Annotated in this window: 17 protein-coding genes; 8 read left to right on the plus strand and 9 right to left on the minus strand. The window is 39.4% G+C overall.

Translation table 11 applies throughout. The annotated features are described in order from the left end of the window. Positions 1-20: 20 nt before the first annotated feature. Positions 21-1712, plus strand: a complete 1692-nt coding sequence (gene ettA, locus IAG46_RS01495) for an energy-dependent translational throttle protein EttA (RefSeq protein ID WP_190808548.1) — start codon at positions 21-23, stop codon at positions 1710-1712. Positions 1713-1719: 7 nt separating this feature from the next. On the opposite strand, the gene IAG46_RS01500 is transcribed toward ettA, so the two are convergent. Together IAG46_RS01500 and IAG46_RS01505 are read right to left on the minus strand one after the other, a co-directional pair. Next, on the minus strand, positions 1720-2403 hold the full coding sequence (locus tag IAG46_RS01500; RefSeq protein WP_190808549.1) for a hypothetical protein: 684 nt from the start codon (positions 2401-2403) through the stop codon (positions 1720-1722). A gap of 65 nt (positions 2404-2468) precedes the next feature. Further along, positions 2469-3224 carry an MBL fold metallo-hydrolase gene (locus IAG46_RS01505; protein WP_190808550.1) on the minus strand — a complete coding sequence of 252 codons (756 nt, stop codon included), beginning with the start codon at positions 3222-3224 and terminating at the stop codon, positions 2469-2471. Between the two features lie 167 nt (positions 3225-3391). On the opposite strand from IAG46_RS01505, the gene IAG46_RS01510 reads away from it, so the two are divergent. Continuing rightward, positions 3392-4279: a hypothetical protein gene (locus IAG46_RS01510; RefSeq protein ID WP_190808551.1), complete on the plus strand. Its 888-nt coding sequence runs from the start codon at positions 3392-3394 to the stop codon at positions 4277-4279. A 79-nt stretch (positions 4280-4358) separates the two neighbouring features. On the opposite strand, the gene fumC is transcribed toward IAG46_RS01510, so the two are convergent. Beyond that, positions 4359-5756 (minus strand): class II fumarate hydratase, encoded by a 1398-nt coding sequence (gene fumC, locus IAG46_RS01515; RefSeq protein ID WP_190808552.1) that lies wholly within the window; start codon positions 5754-5756, stop codon positions 4359-4361. A gap of 141 nt (positions 5757-5897) precedes the next feature. Here fumC and IAG46_RS01520 point away from each other — a divergent pair, with 141 nt between their 5' ends. Then, complete coding sequence (locus tag IAG46_RS01520) at positions 5898-6071, plus strand: hypothetical protein (RefSeq protein ID WP_190808553.1); 174 nt, start codon at positions 5898-5900, stop codon at positions 6069-6071. Positions 6072-6102: 31 nt separating this feature from the next. Here the strand turns inward: IAG46_RS01520 and IAG46_RS01525 are convergent, their stop codons facing one another. The 3 genes from IAG46_RS01525 to prfB all read right to left on the minus strand — a co-directional run bounded on the left by IAG46_RS01525 (position 6103) and on the right by prfB (position 8197). After that, positions 6103-6582: a hypothetical protein gene (locus IAG46_RS01525; protein ID WP_190808554.1), complete on the minus strand. Its 480-nt coding sequence runs from the start codon at positions 6580-6582 to the stop codon at positions 6103-6105. A gap of 105 nt (positions 6583-6687) precedes the next feature. Beyond that, positions 6688-7029, minus strand: a complete 342-nt coding sequence (arsC, locus tag IAG46_RS01530) for an arsenate reductase (glutaredoxin) (protein ID WP_190808555.1) — start codon at positions 7027-7029, stop codon at positions 6688-6690. A gap of 72 nt (positions 7030-7101) precedes the next feature. Next, positions 7102-8197, minus strand: a protein-coding gene (gene prfB / locus IAG46_RS01535) for a peptide chain release factor 2 (protein ID WP_190808556.1) whose coding sequence is annotated in 2 segments (ribosomal slippage) — positions 7102-8133 and positions 8135-8197 — 1095 coding nt in all. Because the reading frame shifts where the segments join, the coding sequence is not laid out codon by codon here. An 82-nt stretch (positions 8198-8279) separates the two neighbouring features. Here prfB and IAG46_RS01540 point away from each other — a divergent pair. Continuing rightward, positions 8280-10682: a zinc-dependent metalloprotease gene (locus tag IAG46_RS01540; RefSeq protein ID WP_190808557.1), complete on the plus strand. Its 2403-nt coding sequence runs from the start codon at positions 8280-8282 to the stop codon at positions 10680-10682. Between the two features lie 59 nt (positions 10683-10741). After that, entirely contained in the window at positions 10742-11767 is a 1026-nt protein-coding gene (locus tag IAG46_RS01545) for a low specificity L-threonine aldolase (protein ID WP_190808558.1), read from the plus strand. A gap of 3 nt (positions 11768-11770) precedes the next feature. On the opposite strand, the gene IAG46_RS01550 is transcribed toward IAG46_RS01545, so the two are convergent. Continuing rightward, entirely contained in the window at positions 11771-12097 is a 327-nt protein-coding gene (locus IAG46_RS01550; RefSeq protein ID WP_190808559.1) for a YbaB/EbfC family nucleoid-associated protein, read from the minus strand. A 60-nt stretch (positions 12098-12157) separates the two neighbouring features. Between IAG46_RS01550 and IAG46_RS01555 the strand changes: the two genes are divergently transcribed. The 3 genes from IAG46_RS01555 (at position 12158) to IAG46_RS01565 (ending at position 16794) form a co-directional block, all read left to right on the plus strand. Beyond that, positions 12158-14296: a S9 family peptidase gene (locus IAG46_RS01555; RefSeq protein WP_190808560.1), complete on the plus strand. Its 2139-nt coding sequence runs from the start codon at positions 12158-12160 to the stop codon at positions 14294-14296. Positions 14297-14368: 72 nt separating this feature from the next. Continuing rightward, entirely contained in the window at positions 14369-15409 is a 1041-nt protein-coding gene (locus IAG46_RS01560) for a PLP-dependent cysteine synthase family protein (protein ID WP_190808561.1), read from the plus strand. A 125-nt stretch (positions 15410-15534) separates the two neighbouring features. After that, positions 15535-16794, plus strand: a complete 1260-nt coding sequence (locus IAG46_RS01565) for an aminotransferase class I/II-fold pyridoxal phosphate-dependent enzyme (RefSeq protein WP_190808562.1) — start codon at positions 15535-15537, stop codon at positions 16792-16794. A 27-nt stretch (positions 16795-16821) separates the two neighbouring features. Here IAG46_RS01565 and IAG46_RS01570 read toward each other — a convergent pair whose 3' ends face one another. Both IAG46_RS01570 and IAG46_RS01575 read right to left on the minus strand, forming a co-directional pair. Continuing rightward, on the minus strand, positions 16822-17943 hold the full coding sequence (locus IAG46_RS01570; protein WP_190808563.1) for a GTP cyclohydrolase: 1122 nt from the start codon (positions 17941-17943) through the stop codon (positions 16822-16824). Positions 17944-18009: 66 nt separating this feature from the next. After that, positions 18010-18993, minus strand: coding sequence for a transporter (locus IAG46_RS01575; RefSeq protein ID WP_190808564.1), 984 nt, complete (start codon positions 18991-18993; stop codon positions 18010-18012). Between the last annotated feature and the right edge of the window lie 11 nt (positions 18994-19004).

Here is a 19004-nt window from a genome sequence, read left to right on the forward strand (position 1 = left end):
ACATAACTTAATACAACCAAATGTCAGACGATAAGAAAGTCATCTTTTCAATGTCTGGGGTCACCAAAACGTTTAAAACGGCCAATACCCCAGTTTTAAAAAATATTTATCTCAGCTTTTTCTACGGAGCTAAAATTGGAATCTTGGGTCTCAATGGCTCTGGTAAATCCACCTTGCTAAAAATTATTGCTGGTGTTGACAAGAACTATCAGGGTGATGTAGTGTTTTCTCCGGGCTATACTGTAGGTTATTTAGAACAGGAACCCCAGCTGGATGAAGAGAAGACTGTATTGGAAATAGTGAAGGAAGGAGTAGCTGAAACGGTTGCCATTTTGGATGAATACAACAAGATCAACGATATGTTCGGTTTACCGGAAGTATATGAGGATGCCGACAAGATGCAAAAGTTGATGGATAAGCAAGCGGAACTTCAGGATAAAATTGATGCATCCAATGCTTGGGAACTGGACACTAAACTTGAAATTGCCATGGATGCCCTGCGCACACCTGAATCTGATAAAAAAATCGGAGTGCTTTCAGGTGGAGAGCGAAGAAGGGTGGCCTTATGCCGTTTGTTGCTCCAAGAACCTGATGTATTACTATTGGACGAGCCTACAAACCATTTGGATGCTGAGTCCGTTCATTGGTTGGAACACCACTTGGCGCAGTACAAAGGTACCGTCATTGCAGTGACGCATGACCGATATTTTTTGGACAACGTAGCTGGTTGGATTTTGGAATTGGATAGGGGAGAAGGTATTCCGTGGAAAGGAAACTATTCGGGATGGCTGGACCAAAAGTCAAAACGACTTGCACGGGAGAGCAAACAAGCCTCCAAACGGCAAAAGACTTTGGAGCGCGAATTGGATTGGGTAAGACAGGGTGCAAAAGGAAGACAGACCAAACAGAAGGCACGTCTTAAAAACTATGATAAACTTCTGAGCCAAGATCAGAAACAGTTAGAGGAAAAACTGGAAATCTACATTCCCAACGGACCGCGATTGGGAACGAATGTGATTGAAGCCAAAGGCGTAAGCAAAGCTTATGGAGACAAATTGCTCTACGAGGATTTGAATTTCAACCTTCCCCAGGCCGGAATTGTTGGTATTATTGGTCCAAACGGAGCTGGTAAGACCACAATTTTCCGAATGATCATGGGAGAAGAGAAAGCGGATAAGGGCGAGTTTACCGTTGGCGACTCTGCAAAACTTGCTTATGTAGATCAGAGCCATTCGAATATTGACCCCAACAAAACCATTTGGGAAAACTTTAGCGATGGCCAAGAACTTGTGATGATGGGTGGAAAACAGGTAAATTCAAGAGCCTATTTAAGCAGATTCAACTTTTCTGGAAGTGAACAGAATAAAAAGGTGAACATGCTCTCTGGTGGTGAACGAAACCGGCTTCACTTGGCGATGACCCTAAAGGAAGAAGGTAATGTATTGCTATTGGATGAGCCGACAAATGATTTAGATGTAAATACGCTACGTGCTCTTGAGGAGGGTTTGGAGAATTTTGCCGGTTGTGCTGTGATTATTTCCCACGATAGATGGTTCTTGGATAGGATATGTACACACATTCTGGCCTTTGAAGGAGATTCGCAAGTGTATTTCTTTGAAGGTTCATTCTCGGATTATGAAGAGAACAAAAAGAAACGCCTGGGAACTGATATAATGCCCAAGCGTATCAAATACAAGAAATTAATTCGGTAAGGAACTTCTAATTTTCTTTTTCGAGTGCTTTTAACCCTTGTTCCAGCAGTTGTTTAGCGTCTAGCAAATAGGCCTTCTGATGGGCTATTAAACTATTGGGGTCATTTTCTTTTCCACTTGAATTGGAATCGAACGATTTGGAAAATTGTATCAATTGTTCAATGGACCTTTCGGTAGATTTTAATCGGTCCTTGGCATGTTTATCAAAAACTTTGATCATTTCCATTTCCATGGAAACTCCGTCATTTTCTTCGGTATCTACGTAAGCTTCATTTTCAATGGTGCTTTCTGCACTATCTTCAACAATGATGGTGGGTTTGCCTAAGGTACATTCATCTAAAATGGTGATCAATTCATTGATTTGCTTCAATGCCTTTTTAGAAAAAAACCTTCCAGCATCCCAATCAACAGGTTCAATGGCCTTGTCCAGGGTCTCTAAAACATCCAACGTTTTGTCCTCAGTTTTGGCACAGCCGCATTCAGCCATAAATGATTTTGATTGCTCAAGGGCTTTCCTTGCCCGTTCGGCATAATACATTTGATGTTCAAAATTGGTAGCACCCAATGCTTTTTTGGAATGACTCAGGCCATAGGTGACCTTTGCATAATAATTGTCACATTGATTGGAAAAGGAGGAGTTAATTGCAAAAATGAATGCAAAAGCAAACAAAACAAGGGATTTGGGAGCCATGGTTCAGTCTTGATTTTGGTTAAGTCTCTTAGTTTAACGTAGATAACCCTTTATTATTTTATTGCTTAAAAATCATCTTGCGGATACCAATCCAGCTGAATCACTTTGATATTGGAATTTCCATCATTTATAAGTGCCTTGAACTTCGTTACATCGCTCACGTTTGGGCGACCTCGGTAATGATATGGATAGATTTCTTTGGGTTCAAATTCCAAAACGGCATCTGCGGCACTTTTAACAGTCATGGTATAAGGTAGGTTCATACAAACAAAAGCTTTGTCAATGTTTTGCAAGGCTCTCATTTCAGGAATGTCCTCCGTATCGCCAGAAAAGTACAAACGTTTTCCTCCCATGTTCAGCACATAACCATTGCCACGACCTTTTTTATGGAATTTCAAGGCTTCGTTCCTTAAATTGTACATGGGAATTGCCTCAACCTGTATTTCGTACCGTTCTTTGGTATCGCCATTATTCAACACATCAATTTGCGGAGTGAACTCATCTGGAATTTTATCGGCAACTGCTTGGGGGACTATAATCTTTGCCTTTTTTGTATCCAATTCCTGCAAGGTTTCCAAGCTGAAATGGTCTCCATGTATGTCGGTAATCAAGATCAAATCAGGCAATTTCTGATTTTCAAAAGCCTTTTTGCCGCCTACGGGGTCAATATATATAGTGATGTTGTTCCATTCCAAAACAGCGGTTGCGTGTTCTATTGGGGTGATTTTTATGGTGTTAGAACTTTCGTCCTGACCATTTATATTTTCCGCAGAAAGCATAAAAAACATAAATAATAGTATAGTCACAATTTTTTCTTTCATCTTCCTAGAATAATCTATTCCTTTTAAAATTAAGGGTTTAACTGGATATTGAATAGTTTTTTTAACAAATTTTATTATAGAAAAATCCAAAATAAAAACCTGAGCGTATATAAACCAAACGCGATTGATTAAATACTTTAAACTAAGGATCAATTAATTAAAAAGTTATGACTGAAACAAAAAGTAACAACGGATTAAAGGTAATAGCTGGCTTGCTTGGGGTGGTTCTTTTAGGAACTATTATTTATACTGTAAGTCTTTACCAAGATAAGAAGAAGACCACTACGGCGCTTACTCAAGAAAAAGAGTTGGTTGTTGAAGATTTGAACAACCTGAAGTCTGAATATGACAAGGCCATTTTGGAGAGCAATGCGACTAATGAAGAATTGGTAGCTGCTAGAGATAATATTGCAAAGTACATTGATTCTGTACATGGAATGAAGGCTGATATTGCTTCTTTGTCAAGATATAGAAGACAAGTAAGTGTTCTTAAAGCTGAAAGAGAAAAATTATTGAAGCAAGTTGACTCTTTGACTTCATCCAACACTTTGTTGGCCATGGAAAGAGACAGTACATTTGCTGAGTTGGAAGCACAAACAGTATTCAACGATTCATTGGTTGTTCAGAACACACAATTGGCTGATGCCGTTGAAAGAGGTTCTGCTCTTAGCCTATCTACTTTCACAGTTGATGCTGTAAGAGAAAGAAACAGTGGTAAATTGGTTTCTACTTCAAGAGCTAAGTCTACTGATAAGTTTAAAGTATGTTTTACTGTTGCTGATAATGTAATTGCAGAAGCTGGAGACAGAGAGTTCTTTATCGAGGTTTTGGATCCCCAAGGAAATGTATTGGGAGATAGCTTTTCAAAATCTACAGAAGAAGGAGCATCCATTACTTATAGTAAAGGAACTAACTTTTACTATGAAAACAGCACTTTGGATGTTTGTGACTACATCAACAAGCCTGCGTCAGATTTCCAGAAAGGAAACTACATGGTTAATGTTTATGACAACGGTCTAAAATTGTTGGGAACTTCTAAGTTCACATTGAAATAGTATACACTATCCATATTTATAAAAAAAGCCCGGTCGCAATATGCGCCGGGCTTTTTTCATTCTATGATTTCTAAACAATCTATTTTAAGCTACCCACCATATCTTCTGGCTTTACCCACTCGTCATATTCCTCAGGGGTTACATAGCCAAGATTAACAGCTTCTTCGCGTAGCGTGGTGCCATTTTTATGTGCAGTATTGGCAATCTCTGCCGCTTTATAATATCCGATTTTGGTGTTCAACGCAGTAACCAACATGAGTGAATTGTTCAAAAGTGTTTTAATGACTTCGTGATTGGGTTCTATGCCCACAGCACAATTCACATCAAAACTAACGCAGGCATCTCCAATCAATTGGGCCGATTGCAAAATATTCGCTGCCATCATGGGTTTAAAAACATTAAGTTCATAATGACCTTGTGTACCTCCCACACTCACTGCAACATCATTACCAATTACTTGTGCACACACCATGGTCATTGCCTCACATTGGGTTGGATTCACTTTTCCTGGCATAATGGAACTTCCAGGTTCGTTTGCAGGAATAATTATTTCACCAATGCCTGAACGTGGACCGGAGGCCATCATACGAATATCATTGGCAATTTTATTTAAGGAAACTGCCAATAGTTTCAAAGCACCATGACTTTCTACAATGGCATCGTGAGCGGCCAATGCCTCAAATTTGTTTTTAGCGGTTATAAAAGGTAGACCTGTGAATTCTGCAATATATTTGGCGACCAAAACATCATATCCTTTTGGGGTGTTCAGTCCTGTTCCCACCGCTGTTCCTCCCAAAGCCAATTCGCTTAAATGCTCCAAAGTGTTTTTTAAGGCTTTCAGTCCATGATCCAGTTGGGAAACATATCCAGAAAATTCCTGACCAAGGGTTAGGGGAGTGGCGTCCATCAAATGTGTACGTCCAATTTTGACCACTTCGTTAAACTCTTTTGATTTTTTATCAAGTGTGTTTCTCAATTGTTCAACACCAGGAATGGTGACCTCTACAATCTTTTTATATGCTGCAATGTGCATTCCGGTCGGAAACGTATCATTTGACGACTGGCTTTTGTTTACATCATCATTGGGTTGGATGGTTTTTTCACCTTCACCGATTTTCTTTCCAGCAATTTCATGGGCCCTATTGGCAACAACTTCATTTACATTCATATTGCTCTGGGTTCCCGAACCTGTTTGCCAAATCACCAAAGGAAATTGGTTGTCATGCTGCCCAGAAAGAATTTCATCACAGACCTGTCCTATCAAATCTCTCTTACCCTGCGCAAGCACCCCTAACTCATGGTTTGCATAAGCAGCGGCTTTCTTTAGATACGCAAATCCGTAAACCACATCTAACGGCATGGAGGCAGGAACGCCAATTTTGAAGTTGTTTCTTGACCTTTCCGTTTGTGCTCCCCAATATTTATCGGCAGGCACTTTTACCTCGCCCATGGTGTCTTTTTCTATTCTAAAGCTCATTGTTCACATTTTTCTATATACAAATTTAGGTGTTCGAAGAATGATATTCATAAAACATAATTACAATTGAACATTTTTTTAAGAGAGATTTGTTTTTTTTACATAAATGAGGGTATCTTTGCTGAACAAAAGGAAAAAACAATGTTCGATTTTGACCAATATTTAGGCTTTTTAGCTTTTTTGACCATCTTGACCATCGGTTTCTGGCTGATGATTTTTTTGTTGACTTTTGTGGTGCCATACTGGTTGTTTGGCAACCTAATGGAAATGTATAAAGAAAGACGTGAGGCCAAACGTGCCAAGCGAAACGAATAATAACTAAAAAAGAGGCTTTAAGCCTCTTTTTTTATTCCTTGGATTTTTTCTTTTTCTTCTTTTTTTTGCTTTTCTTTTTCTTTGCCCTGAACTGGTTTTCCTGAAGTTCTACAAAAGCAAAATATTTATCCTCAGGGAGTCCGGCCTTTAACTCTTCATCTTGGGTGTCCCTTATCTTTTCCAATTCCTCTTTCATTTTGTTGGGCTCCAATTGCAGTATGCTCAGTTCGATGCGTTGTTGAATCGATTTTACCAACGTGGTGCGAACAACCGCTTCTTCAAACGGGTTTAATTCCAACGCCTCGGTAATAGAGGGCATTTGCTCGTCAACAATTTGCTCTGCGGTCAGGGCCTCTTCTTCTTTAGGTGGAGTTTGCGCTTGTGGAATGGTACTCCGTTGTCGACCGTATCGATTACCATATCGATTTCCATAGCCGTATTGCGCTATTAGGGCATCTGAGAAGAATATTCCTAGCAACGCAAATAATATGAGGGCTTTTTTATTTTTCATAGTATTTTAATTCAATATCTAATACAACAATGAGATAAAAGGCTACAAAATAGCTTGTTACAATTAACAAAGATGTCTAAAATCTTTTAAAAACGCGATTATTCGCTATAATAATGCGTCTATGTTTTCTGCCGGTCTTCCAATTACCGCTTTTTTCCCCTTGATAATAATAGGACGTTCAATGAGCTTTGGATTTTCAATCATTGCATTGACAATATCTTCATGCGACAATGTTTTGCCTTTGTACTTTTCCTTCCAAACAGCTTCATTTTTTCGAATCAGTTCTTCAGGAGCAATACCTAGATATGAAATGATATCCTCAAGTTCTTCTTTCGTGGGAACATTTTCCAAATATCGTACCACTTCGAAGTTTTCTCCAGTTTTTTCTAAATATTCCAATCCTTGTCTAGACTTACTGCATCTGGGATTGTGATAAATTTTAATCATAAATATTCAATTATCAGTTAGCAATGTACAATTACCAATGTACAATTATCAATGAAATTTATGCCTCTAACCTCATTCTTCTTTCTGCCCCATCATCATCAAAAAGGCCTTTAAAAAAGAATCAATGTCCCCATCCATAACGGCATCAACATTGCCGGTTTCTTCTGCAGTACGTACATCTTTGACCAATTTATAAGGATGCATCACATAGTTTCTGATTTGAGACCCCCATTCAATCTTCATTTTTGAGGATTCGATTTCAGCTCTAGCTTCTAGTTTTTTTCGCAATTCAATCTCATAAAGCTGCGATTTCAACATTTTCATGGCCGTTGCCCTATTATCATGTTGTGATCTGGAATCTGAACAAGAAATTTGGATGCCCGTTGGTTTATGAACTAGCTGAACCTTAGTCTCTACCTTGTTCACATTTTGACCCCCCGCTCCGCTGGAACGTGCTGTAGTGATTTCGATATCTGCGGGATTCACCTCAATTTCGATGGTATCATCCACAAGAGGATAAACATATACCGATGCGAATGACGTATGCCGTTTCGCATTACTGTCGAAAGGAGAGATGCGTACCAAACGATGCACTCCATTTTCACCTTTCAGCCATCCAAAGGCAAATTCGCCTTCAATTTGAAGCGTTACGGTCTTGATTCCGGCAACGTCACCTTCCTGGTAATTGAGTTCTTTGACCTTATATCCGTTTTTTTCGCTCCACATTAAATACATCCGCATGAGCATAGCTGCCCAATCACAACTTTCCGTACCACCGGCACCTGCTGTTATTTGTAAAACAGCGGTAAGTTCATCGCCCTCTTCAGAAAGCATGTTCTTGAACTCTAGGTCCTCAATGGCCAATTTAGCATTTTCAAAATGCGAAACAACTTCATCTTCAGGGACCTCTCCAGCTTGTTGAAATTCCATCAAGACTTCCAGATCACCAACAAGGGACACGGCCGCATTGAAATTTTCAATCCACTTTTTTTTGGATTTCAAGGCTTGCATTTGAACTTGGGCCTTTTGGGGATCGTCCCAAAAACCGGGAGCAGCAGTTTGCTCTTCTTCGTTCTCTATTTCAATAAGTTTGGCATCAATGTCAAAGATACCTCCTTAACGCACCGAGGCGCTCAATAAGATCTTTCTGCTGATCTGTGGTTACCATACAAATAATTTCAAGCAAAAATACTATTTCGGTATAGTCAGGCAACGAAATTTATATAATTTTAGCAAGAACTCTTTTTGACATGAAAAAATATACCCTTTACCTTCTTGCCGCACTGTTTCTATGTAATTTTTCAAGTGCCCAGAATTTTGAAAAGACCAAGGACTATCAAAAGTTCAATGGGTACTTTAATTTCTATTATGATGATGCCACTGATAAAATATTTTTGGAGGTGGATAAACTGAATAGCGATTTTTTATATGTCTATTCCCTAAGCAGTGGAATTGGAAGCAATGACATTGGATTGGATAGGGGACAACTTGGAAACGAACAAGTGGTTTTTTTCAAAAAGGCCGGAAACAAACTATTGCTGGTTCAACCCAATCTAAAGTTCAGGGCAATTACCCAAAATGCACTTGAAAAAAAATCGGTGGAACAGGCTTTTGCAAAATCCGTTTTGCATGGTTTTAAAATAGAGGAGGAGTCCAAAGGAAATTATTTGATTGATATAACTGATTTTCTAATGCGGGATGCACATGGTGTTTCTTCCCGATTAAAAAATACCAAACAAGGGTCATATAGTTTAGATGCGTCCAAAAGTGCTTTGGCCTTTGAGCGTACCAAGGCGTTTCCAAAAAATGTTGAGTTTGATGTGACGCTTACTTTTAAAGGGAGCCCCGAAGGGGATTGGATACGTTCAGTTGCCCCGAATCCGGCATTGGTAACAGTGGCTCAGCACCATTCACTTATTGAATTACCGGATGACAATTATGAAAAAAGGGAATTTGACCCACGCTGCGGCTCTTACCCATTTTCATATTACGATTATGCCACACCCGTACAAGAATCGATTTTAAAACGATTTGTGACGCGCCATAGATTGAAGAAAAAGAACCCGAATGCGGAGGTGAGTGAAGCTGTAGAGCCCATTGTCTATTATTTGGACAACGGAACGCCCGAGCCTGTGCGCTCTGCATTATTGGATGGTGGAAAGTGGTGGAACCAGGCTTTTGAAGCCATAGGATACAAGGATGCCTTTCAATTGAAAATGTTACCCGATAATGCCGACCCCTTGGATGCGCGCTACAATGTGATTCAATGGGTACACCGATCAACTAGGGGGTGGAGTTATGGAAGTAGCATTACAGACCCGAGGACCGGAGAAATCATTAAAGGACATGTGAGTTTGGGAAGTTTACGAATAAGACAGGACTTTTTGATTGCACAAGCATTAATGAACAAACCCTTCGCTGAGCGAGATGAAAACTATAAACCTATGTTGGATATGGCATTAGCCCGAATCCGACAGCTGTCCGCACATGAAATCGGACATACCCTTGGTTTTGCCCACAATTTTGCAGCTAGCACAAACGGTAGAGCTTCTGTGATGGATTACCCACACCCACAATTTACTTTGGAAGGTGATAATATTGATTTTAGCAATGCATACGATACAGGAATAGGGGCATGGGACAAAGTCACCGTGGCCTATTCGTACACAGATTTTCCGAATAACACGAATGAAAAAGAGGGTTTGAATAGCATTTTACAACAAGCCCAAACTGATGGATTGCGCTATATTTCCGATCAAGATGCCAGACCTCGAGGTGGAGCACATGCTTTGGCGCATTTGTGGGACAATGGCAGAAACGCTTCACAGGAATTGGAAAATGTCATGAAAATCAGGAAAACTGCAATTGCCAATTTCTCTATCGATAATATCCGAACAGGAGAATCCAATTCCGTTTTGGAGGATGTATTTGCGCCACTCTATTTTTTCCACAGATACCAAACCGAAGCAGTTTCTAAATTGATTGGAGGTTTGGATTACAATTATACCGTGAAAGGTGATGGACAGCGTACGGTTTACCCCATTAGTCAAACAAGTCAAGAAAATGCACTGAAAACCATTTTTAAGACGTTGAACGCGTCTGACATTGCGATTCCCAAGGAAAAATTAGCACTATTTCCACCAAGAGCTATCGGTTATGGAAAATCGAGGGAATCTTTTAATGGGCGAAGCGGGGTGACCTTTGACGCTTTATCAGCGGCCGAAACAGCAGCAGATATGACCTTGGGTCTTTTATTGCATCCTGAACGCGCCTCTAGATTGATTCAGCAAAAGAGCTTGGACAAAGATCAAATGGGTTTATCACAACTTTTGGAAAGATTGATTGAAAACACTGTTAAAGAAAGCAACAAGGACCCATATTTGAACGAGGTACAGCAAACCATCAATTTTAGGGTACTGTATCATATCATGAATTTGGCTGCCCATCAACAGGTACATCCACAAGTTAATGCAATTGCAAACGAAACATTGAGGTCCCTCAAAGTCTCATTGTTGAGCAACGGAAGAAATCCAATTGCCGCCGAAATGGTCAGAAGAATAGATGCCTTCACCAAAGCTCCGAATAATTTTGAAGTGATTTCTGCCCCAAAAATTCCAGATGGATCTCCAATTGGTATGGATTGTTTTCATTAATTAAAAATCCACAATGAACCAATCCAGTAATCTAATTATCCAAGAATACGACCAGCACGATGGAAATAAATTTAATTAGCGACACCGTTACCAAGCCTACGCCCGGAATGTTGGAGGCGATCATGACCGCCAAAGTGGGTGATGATGTATTTAAAAACGACCCCAGTGTCAATGCTTTGGAAGAAAAAATGGCCAATTACTTTGGAATGGAAGCTGCGCTGTTTTTCCCAAGTGGTACTATGGCAAACCAAACGGCGATTAAATTGCACACCAATCCAGGTGAACAATTGATTTGTGATAAATATGCCCATGTGTATAATTATGAAGGGGGAGGGGTAAGTTTTAATAGTGGAGTGTCCTGCAAATTGGTAGATGGGAACAGAGGAATGATGACCGCTGAACAGGTTGAACAAGCCATAAACCCACCTGATTTTTATCACAGCCCATTAACCACTTTGGTCTGTATTGAAAACACGACCAATAAAGGCGGTGGTGCTTGTTGGGATTTTAATGAACTCAAAAAAATCAGAACCATTTGCAACAATAACAGCCTAAACTATCATTTGGATGGTGCACGACTTTGGAATGCCTTAGTTGCTAAGCAAGAAAACCCAAAGGATTATGGGGGCCTTTTCGATTCCATTAGTGTATGCCTTAGCAAGGGATTGGGCTGCCCTGTTGGTTCTGTTTTGGTCGGTAATAAAAAATTGATTGATGATGCCCTTCGGGTTCGTAAAGTATTGGGTGGCGGTATGCGTCAATCCGGATTTTTGGCAGCAGCGGGAATCTATGCTATGGACAATCATATTGACAGATTAGCAAAAGACCATCAAAAAGCAAAAGAAATTGGTGAGGTTTTAATTAAGATGGACTGTATTCAAAAAGTAGAGCCCATAGAGACCAACATTATTATTTTTGAGTTGGATGAATCCATAATGTCTTCAGTAAATTTCTTGGCAAAATTGGAAGAAAAAAGTATTTCCATAATTGGAATGGGCCAAGGCAAACTCCGAATTGTAACCCACTTGGATTATACACTAGAAATGCACTCACATTTTTTAAATGTATTGCGAGAAATCGGCTGAAACCTATTTGAACAAAGAATCCATTCCTGGAATATTGGGCATACCCTCTTTGGCAACCGCGGCCAATTCAGTTTCATTTACATTGGTCGCCTTTTCAATAGCCTTGTTCAAGGTCAATACCAGATAATCTTCAAGTTGCTCTTTGTCTTGCAATAGCGTATCGTCAATGGCAATGGATTTGATTTCCCGATTAGCCGTAATGGTTATTTTTAGCTTGCCATCAGCAGAATCCTCATCAATCAGAACTGTGTTTAATCGTTCCTTGGTTGCCTTTACTTTTTCTTGGGTGTCCTTTAATTTACCCATCATTCCCATTAAATCTCCGAACATAATCTTGAATTTGATGCAAAATTGAAATCAAAAGTAATAATTTGGCACAAATCAGAACCGATGAAACACCTTGTTTTTAGAAGTAGTTTTTTCATATTAAGCCTTATTTTTGCAGGCTCTTGCCAAAATAGTAAAGAAAAATCGATGAGTACTACACCTCCTATTGCAAAAAAGAAACCTACCAAACTTGAAAAACACGGTGATGTTAGGGTTGATGACTATTATTGGATGAACAATAGGGAAGACCAAGAGGTTTTGGACTATTTGAACGCAGAGAATGCCTATTATGGAGAAATGACCTCACATACCAAAAAGTTTCAGGATTCACTTTTTCATGAGATGAAATCGCGGATAAAGGAGGATGATACTTCCGTTCCCTATAAATACAATGGTTATTGGTACATCACCAAGTTCGAAACCGGCCAAGAATATCCTATTTATCTAAGGAGAAAAAACACGATGGAATCGACCGACGAATTGCTTTTCGATTGCAACCAAATGGCCAAGGACCACGAATTCTTTAATTTAAGGGGAATTTCCATTAGTCCGGACAACACATTGGCCTCATTCGCCACAGATACTGTTTCCAGAAGGCAGTACACAATTCAGGTGAAGAATTTGGAAACAGGCAAAATATTTGATGACAAAGTAGAGAACACCACGGGCAGTTCTGTTTGGGGAAACGATGGAAAGACACTGTTCTATGCCAAAAAAGACCCGGTTACCCTACGCTCCGATAAAATTTACAGACATACGTTAGGCTCATCTGCCGCTGAAGACGTTCTTATTTTTCATGAAAAAGATTCAACATTCAACACCTTTGTGTATAAGACCAAATCCAGAAAATATTTGGTTATTGGTTCCGTAAGCACTCTCACATCAGAATATCAGATTTTGGATGCAAATGACCCTGAAGGTGAGTTTAAAATATTTTCTCCACGGGAAAGAGGGGTGGAATACTCGATTGCGCACTACAATGGCAACTTTTTTGTACTCACAAACAAAGATTCTGCTACCAACTTCAAATTGATGCAGACTACAGATGAAAAAACTGACGCAGCTTTTTGGAAGGAATTTATTCCACACCGAAACGATGTGCTTTTAGAGGATGTTGAAATTTTTAAGGACTATTATGTGCTCTCCGAACGTGAAAATGGGTTGAATAAGCTCAAAATTGTCCGTTGGGATGGTTCAGACAGTCATTATTTACCCTTTGAAAGTAAGACTTATGTGGCAGGAACCTCGGTGAATCTTGATTTTAACACCAAAGAACTGCGCTATTACTACAATGAAATGGGTGCTCCCTATGCGATTATCGATTTTAATATGGAGAAAAAGACCAAAAAAATACTGAAGGAGCAGGAAGTATTAGGAGGTAAATTCGATAAATCCAACTATCGTACCGAACGATTATGGGCCACAGCTAGGGATGGTGCTAAAGTTCCAATTTCTTTGGTCTATCACAAAGATGTGAAGTTTGATGGGACCAGCCCACTGCTTCAATATGCCTACGGCTCATACGGCAGTACCATCGACCCTTACTTTTCATCCATTAGATTGAGTTTATTGGATAGAGGATTTATATATGCCATCGCCCACATACGGGGAGGTGAATATTTGGGAAGGCCCTGGTACGAAGATGGCAAACTCCTCAATAAGAAAAATACCTTTACAGATTTCGTTGATTGTTCCAAGTATCTGATAGCGAAAAAATACACCTCTCCGGCCCATTTATACGCCAGCGGAGGCTCGGCAGGAGGGCTTTTAATGGGAGCAGTGGCCAATTTGGCCCCTGAACTCTATAACGGAGTAATAGCATCCGTTCCTTTTGTTGATGTGGTCACTACAATGTTGGATTCATCTATTCCGCTTACAACAGGGGAATATGACGAATGGGGAAATCCCAATGAAAAAGAATTCTACCAGTACATGAAATCCTATTCACCATACGATAATGTAGAGTCTAAGGAGTACCCAAATATGTATGTTTCCACAGGTTTGCACGATTCACAAGTACAATATTGGGAGCCTGCCAAATGGGTGGCAAAACTGCGGGATCACAAAACAGATGATAAGCTACTTTTTTTAGATACTAATATGGATGCGGGGCATGGTGGAGCTTCTGGTAGATTCGAATCCTTAAAGGAAACAGCCAAAGAATATGCTTTTATATTGGATTTGGAAGGAAAAGCGCTTTAAAATAAAAATACTATTTTTGTCCCGGATAAATCGAGAAGGAATTCAAGATTTACCCCTTACCTAAACCCAGTTATGAGAAAACAGATAAATGCGCATAGCAATATTCTTGATTTAATTGGAAATACCCCCCTAGTAGAGCTTAACAAAATTGCCGAGCCCCTTACAGGAAACTTTTATGCCAAGGTTGAGTCTTTTAACCCAGGCCATTCCTCAAAGGATAGAATTGCGGCTTACATTATAGATGAGGCCGAGCGCAAAGGCCTTCTTAAACCTGGAAGCACTATTATCGAGACCACTTCGGGTAATACTGGTTTCAGTTTGGCCATGGTGAGTATTGTAAAAGGATATAAATGTATTTTGGCGGTTAGTTCAAAATCATCTCCAGATAAGATAGACATGCTTCGTTCCATGGGTGCTAAAGTATATGTGTGCCCTGCCCATGTTAGCGCAGATGATCCTAGGTCTTATTATGAGGTTGCCAAGCGTTTACATAAAGAAACAAAGGATTCCATTTACATCAACCAATATTTCAACGAACTCAATATAGAGGCTCATTACCATACAACCGGTCCAGAGATTTGGAAACAAACCAATGGTGCCATAACCCATTTGGTAGCTTGTAGTGGTACTGGTGGGACTATTTCAGGTATTGCACGGTATTTAAAAGAACAAAACCCTGATGTAAAGGTATTGGGAGTCGATGCTTACGGGTCTGTACTCAAAAAATACCATGAAACAGGGGAATTTGACCATAATGAGGTATATCCATACCGTATCGAAGGATTGGGCAAAAATTTGATTCCGGACGCTACTGATTTCAATTGCATAGATCGCTATGTCAAGGTAACGGATGGTGAAAGCGCCCATATGGCACGAAAAATAGCCCATGCCGAAGGCATTTTTGTTGGTTATACCAGTGGAGCCGCAATGCAGGCCCTGTATCAGTTGAATACTGAAGGTGAATTTTCGGAAGATAGTAACGTGGTGGTTATTTTTCCTGACCACGGATCCAGGTACATGAGCAAAGTTTACAGCAATGAATGGATGGAAAACCAAGGGTTCTTCGATATCCAAAACGCTGAAGTACCAGAAAAAATAGAGTACATAAAGTAAACAACTAGCTTAACTTAAATAACGGAACGACAATGTTTTACATTGTCGTTTTTTTATATAGGAATATTAGTTATGTGAGCTTGGTAAAAATATATATTTTTGCAGTTGAATCAATTTTAAGGTAGATGAGAGATTTATTTGATAGAATCATTGAGAATAAGGGGCCGTTGGGAAAATGGGCGTCTCAGGCAGAAGGATATTTTGTGTTCCCAAAATTAGAAGGTCCTATCTCCAACAGAATGAAATTCCAAGGAAAGGATGTCATTACATGGAGTATCAATGATTACTTGGGTCTGGCTAATCTACCTGAAATCAAAAAAGTTGATGGAGATGCCGCCTATGAGTATGGAGCTGCCTTTCCCATGGGTGCTCGTATGATGAGCGGTCATACTGATTTTCACGAGCAGTTGGAGCAGGAGCTGGCTGCATTTGTAAATAAAGAAGCCTCCTATTTGCTGAATTTTGGCTATCAAGGATTTATGTCGGTAATAGATGCGTTGGTGTCTAAAGATGACATTATAGTATATGATGTAGACTGTCACGCATGTATTATTGATGGTGTTCGTTTGCATATGGGAAAACGCTTTACGTTTAAGCATAATAATGTAGAAAGCTTAGAGAAAAATCTCGAGCGAGCCACTAAAATGGCCACTGAAACCGGTGGTGGAATCTTAGTGATTTCTGAAGGAGTTTTCGGGATGCGGGGCGAGCAAGGCATTTTAAAGGAAATCGTTGAGTTAAAAGAAAAATTTAAGTTCAGATTGCTTGTGGATGACGCCCATGGATTTGGAACCCTTGGAAAAACAGGTGCCGGAGCAGGTGAGGAGCAAGGAATTCAAGATGATATTGATGTGTATTTGGCCACTTTTGCCAAGTCTATGGCCGGAATCGGTGCTTTTGTTGCAGCAGACCAAGAGATTATCGAATATTTAAAATATAATCTACGATCTCAGATGTTTGCCAAATCCTTACCAATGGTGTACGTAAAAGGTGCATTGAAACGTTTGGATATGTTACGCACCATGCCTCAACTCAAAGCTAAACTTTGGGAGAATGTAAATGCGCTTCAAAATGGGCTTAAAGAACGTGGATTCGATATTGGTACCACTACAAGTTGTGTTACTCCAGTTTATTTAAACGGAAGTATCCCTGAAGCAATGGCTTTGGTCAAAGACCTTCGTGAAAATTATGGAATATTCTGCTCTATAGTTGTTTATCCGGTTATACCTAAAGGATTGATTTTACTTAGGATGATACCAACAGCAACACATACGTTGCAAGATATTGAAGAAACGTTGGTTGCTTTCTCTGCAATTAGAGAACGATTGCAAAACGGAACATATAAAAGATTATCTGCGGCTGTTGCAGCAGCTATGGGTGAATAATCCCTAGTATTTTATTGTAACGGACCATTACCTCAAATCTTTCCGATATGTGCGCCTTCTTTTGTGTGTAACAGGGTCAAAATGTTTCCATAACTGTCGTATGGCCACATTCTCTTCCAATTCAGGGGTTCTAATACAATTAACGATACCTTTTTCTTGAAAAGTCTTGTGGTATTCATTAAAAATAATGGCCGTAACACCTTTATTCTGATATTCTGGATGTATGCCAATTAAATAAAAGATAACATCCTTGCTATGTTTCCTGGCTTTGAGCAAATGGAAAATTCCCCTTGGAAATAGTTTGCCTTTAGCCCTTTGGAGTGCTTCGGAAAATGAGGGCATAACAATGGCAAAAGCCACCAATTGGTCCTCTTTATCAATAACAAACTTGATGTATTCCGGATTTATAAAACTGATGTACTTCTTTTTGAAGTACTCTTTTTGCACATCGGTAATCTTTACAAAAGAAGAAAGTGCCGCATAAGAATCATTGAATAAATCGAACATTTTATCCACCCAGGGCATAATGTCTTTGCTACTTGAAAAGTTTAACTCCCTAAGTCCATATCTTCTTTTAATCAGAATATTGGCTTTATAGAAAGTTTTGGGGTCGGCATTGGCAAATAAAAACTTATTCTCTAAATATTCCTTCTCTTTTCTTAAACCATGTTCTTCGTAATGCGATTGATAATATGAATGATTGTACCAGGTAATCATATTGCCGATATGGTCAAAACCTTCGGTTAGCACCCCAACTTTATCAAGATTGGAAAAACCTACTGGTCCTTCCATGTATTGCAACTGATTGGACTTTCCGATTTCTGCAACTTTGTTCAGAAGCACTTTGGAAACCTCGAAATCATCTTCAAAATCGAACCATCCAAAACGCATTTTTTTTATTTTCTGCTCGTTGATTTCCACCCAATTGATAATTGCCGCTATTCTACCAACAATCTCCCCATTTTTGTAGGCTAAAAAGAAAGAGGCTTCTGCATTTTTAAACACCGGATTCTTTGTTGGGTCAAAAGATTCCATCTCATCTTTGATGATAGGAGGGACCCAATAGGGTGAACCTTTGTACAGTTTGAAGGGGAATTTTACAAATTTCTTTAAATCAGCTTTGGATGCTGCCTGCTTTAGGGTGACCATACATTAAATTTTGCAAGGTCAATATTAGGAATATTATCATTAGAAGAAAAATGATATTGATAAAGCTTAAAAATCTAGTTTATCCTTTTCTTTTTTTGTCTTTTTTCTACGTTTCTTTTTAACGTCCTTTTTACGGATTTTTCCATTTTGACCCGCTTTTTGCTCATCAATGGGAACTAAGGAATCTTTGTGAAAGTCCAACCGGTAGGAAAAGCCAAGTACAGCGAAAATTCGTGAAGGGGAATTTTGAAAACCAGAACCCATGTGCAAATCTGCCTGAAAGTTTTCGTTGATTAAATAAGCCACCCCAGTTCGCAACAAAATATCCTTATATCGGTCACTGGTAATACCTTGATTTTCAACAAAAACACTCCACTTTGGATTTCTGAAAGCGTGAGTTAGGGAAACGGCATAACTCAACTCTGGAAAATCTGTTCCAATTCTATCGTAGGCAAAATTGGAAATGAGAACAAATCTTGGCGACAGACGACTTTGGGTTGCAATGGCACCTCGATATGAAATATTGGGATCCCCAACATAAAATGGATTATCACCCAAAGTAAATGTGGCACCACCATATAAGGAGACGGCTGGAATCAGGTTTTTCCATTGAAAAACATTATTGGCTCTCCAGCTATATAGATTCGGTTTGTTGTTCTCTGGATTTTTAAAAGGGTCAAAAACCAAAAACTTCAGACCCAATCTGTTTCTTGAAAAATCTGTTCTTCTTTCCTCAGTGCCAGTATTTGTAAAAGTTACGTTTTGGGATATAAACGATCCTTCCCAATTAATTTCCAACGACTCAAAAAACAAACCATATCTAAGTGAAACATCTGTACCCAGTATGTTGGAATCTGTACCAAGTGTTGCATTGTCCCTTTGTTCATAGACTAGACCTATTTCCGCTTGAATCACATTTTTTCCAACTGCATAGGCACTTACCGCTCGTCCAGGTCTGTTGGAATTGATTACATCGGTATATTGTGCACATAAAAAAAATGGAATTGCACAAAGAAATAATGGGGTCTTTTTTAAAAAGGAGAAATCCATATAACTGATTT

The sequence above is a fragment of the Flagellimonas sp. S3867 genome (assembly GCF_014698935.1).
GTDB lineage: Bacteria > Bacteroidota > Bacteroidia > Flavobacteriales > Flavobacteriaceae > Flagellimonas.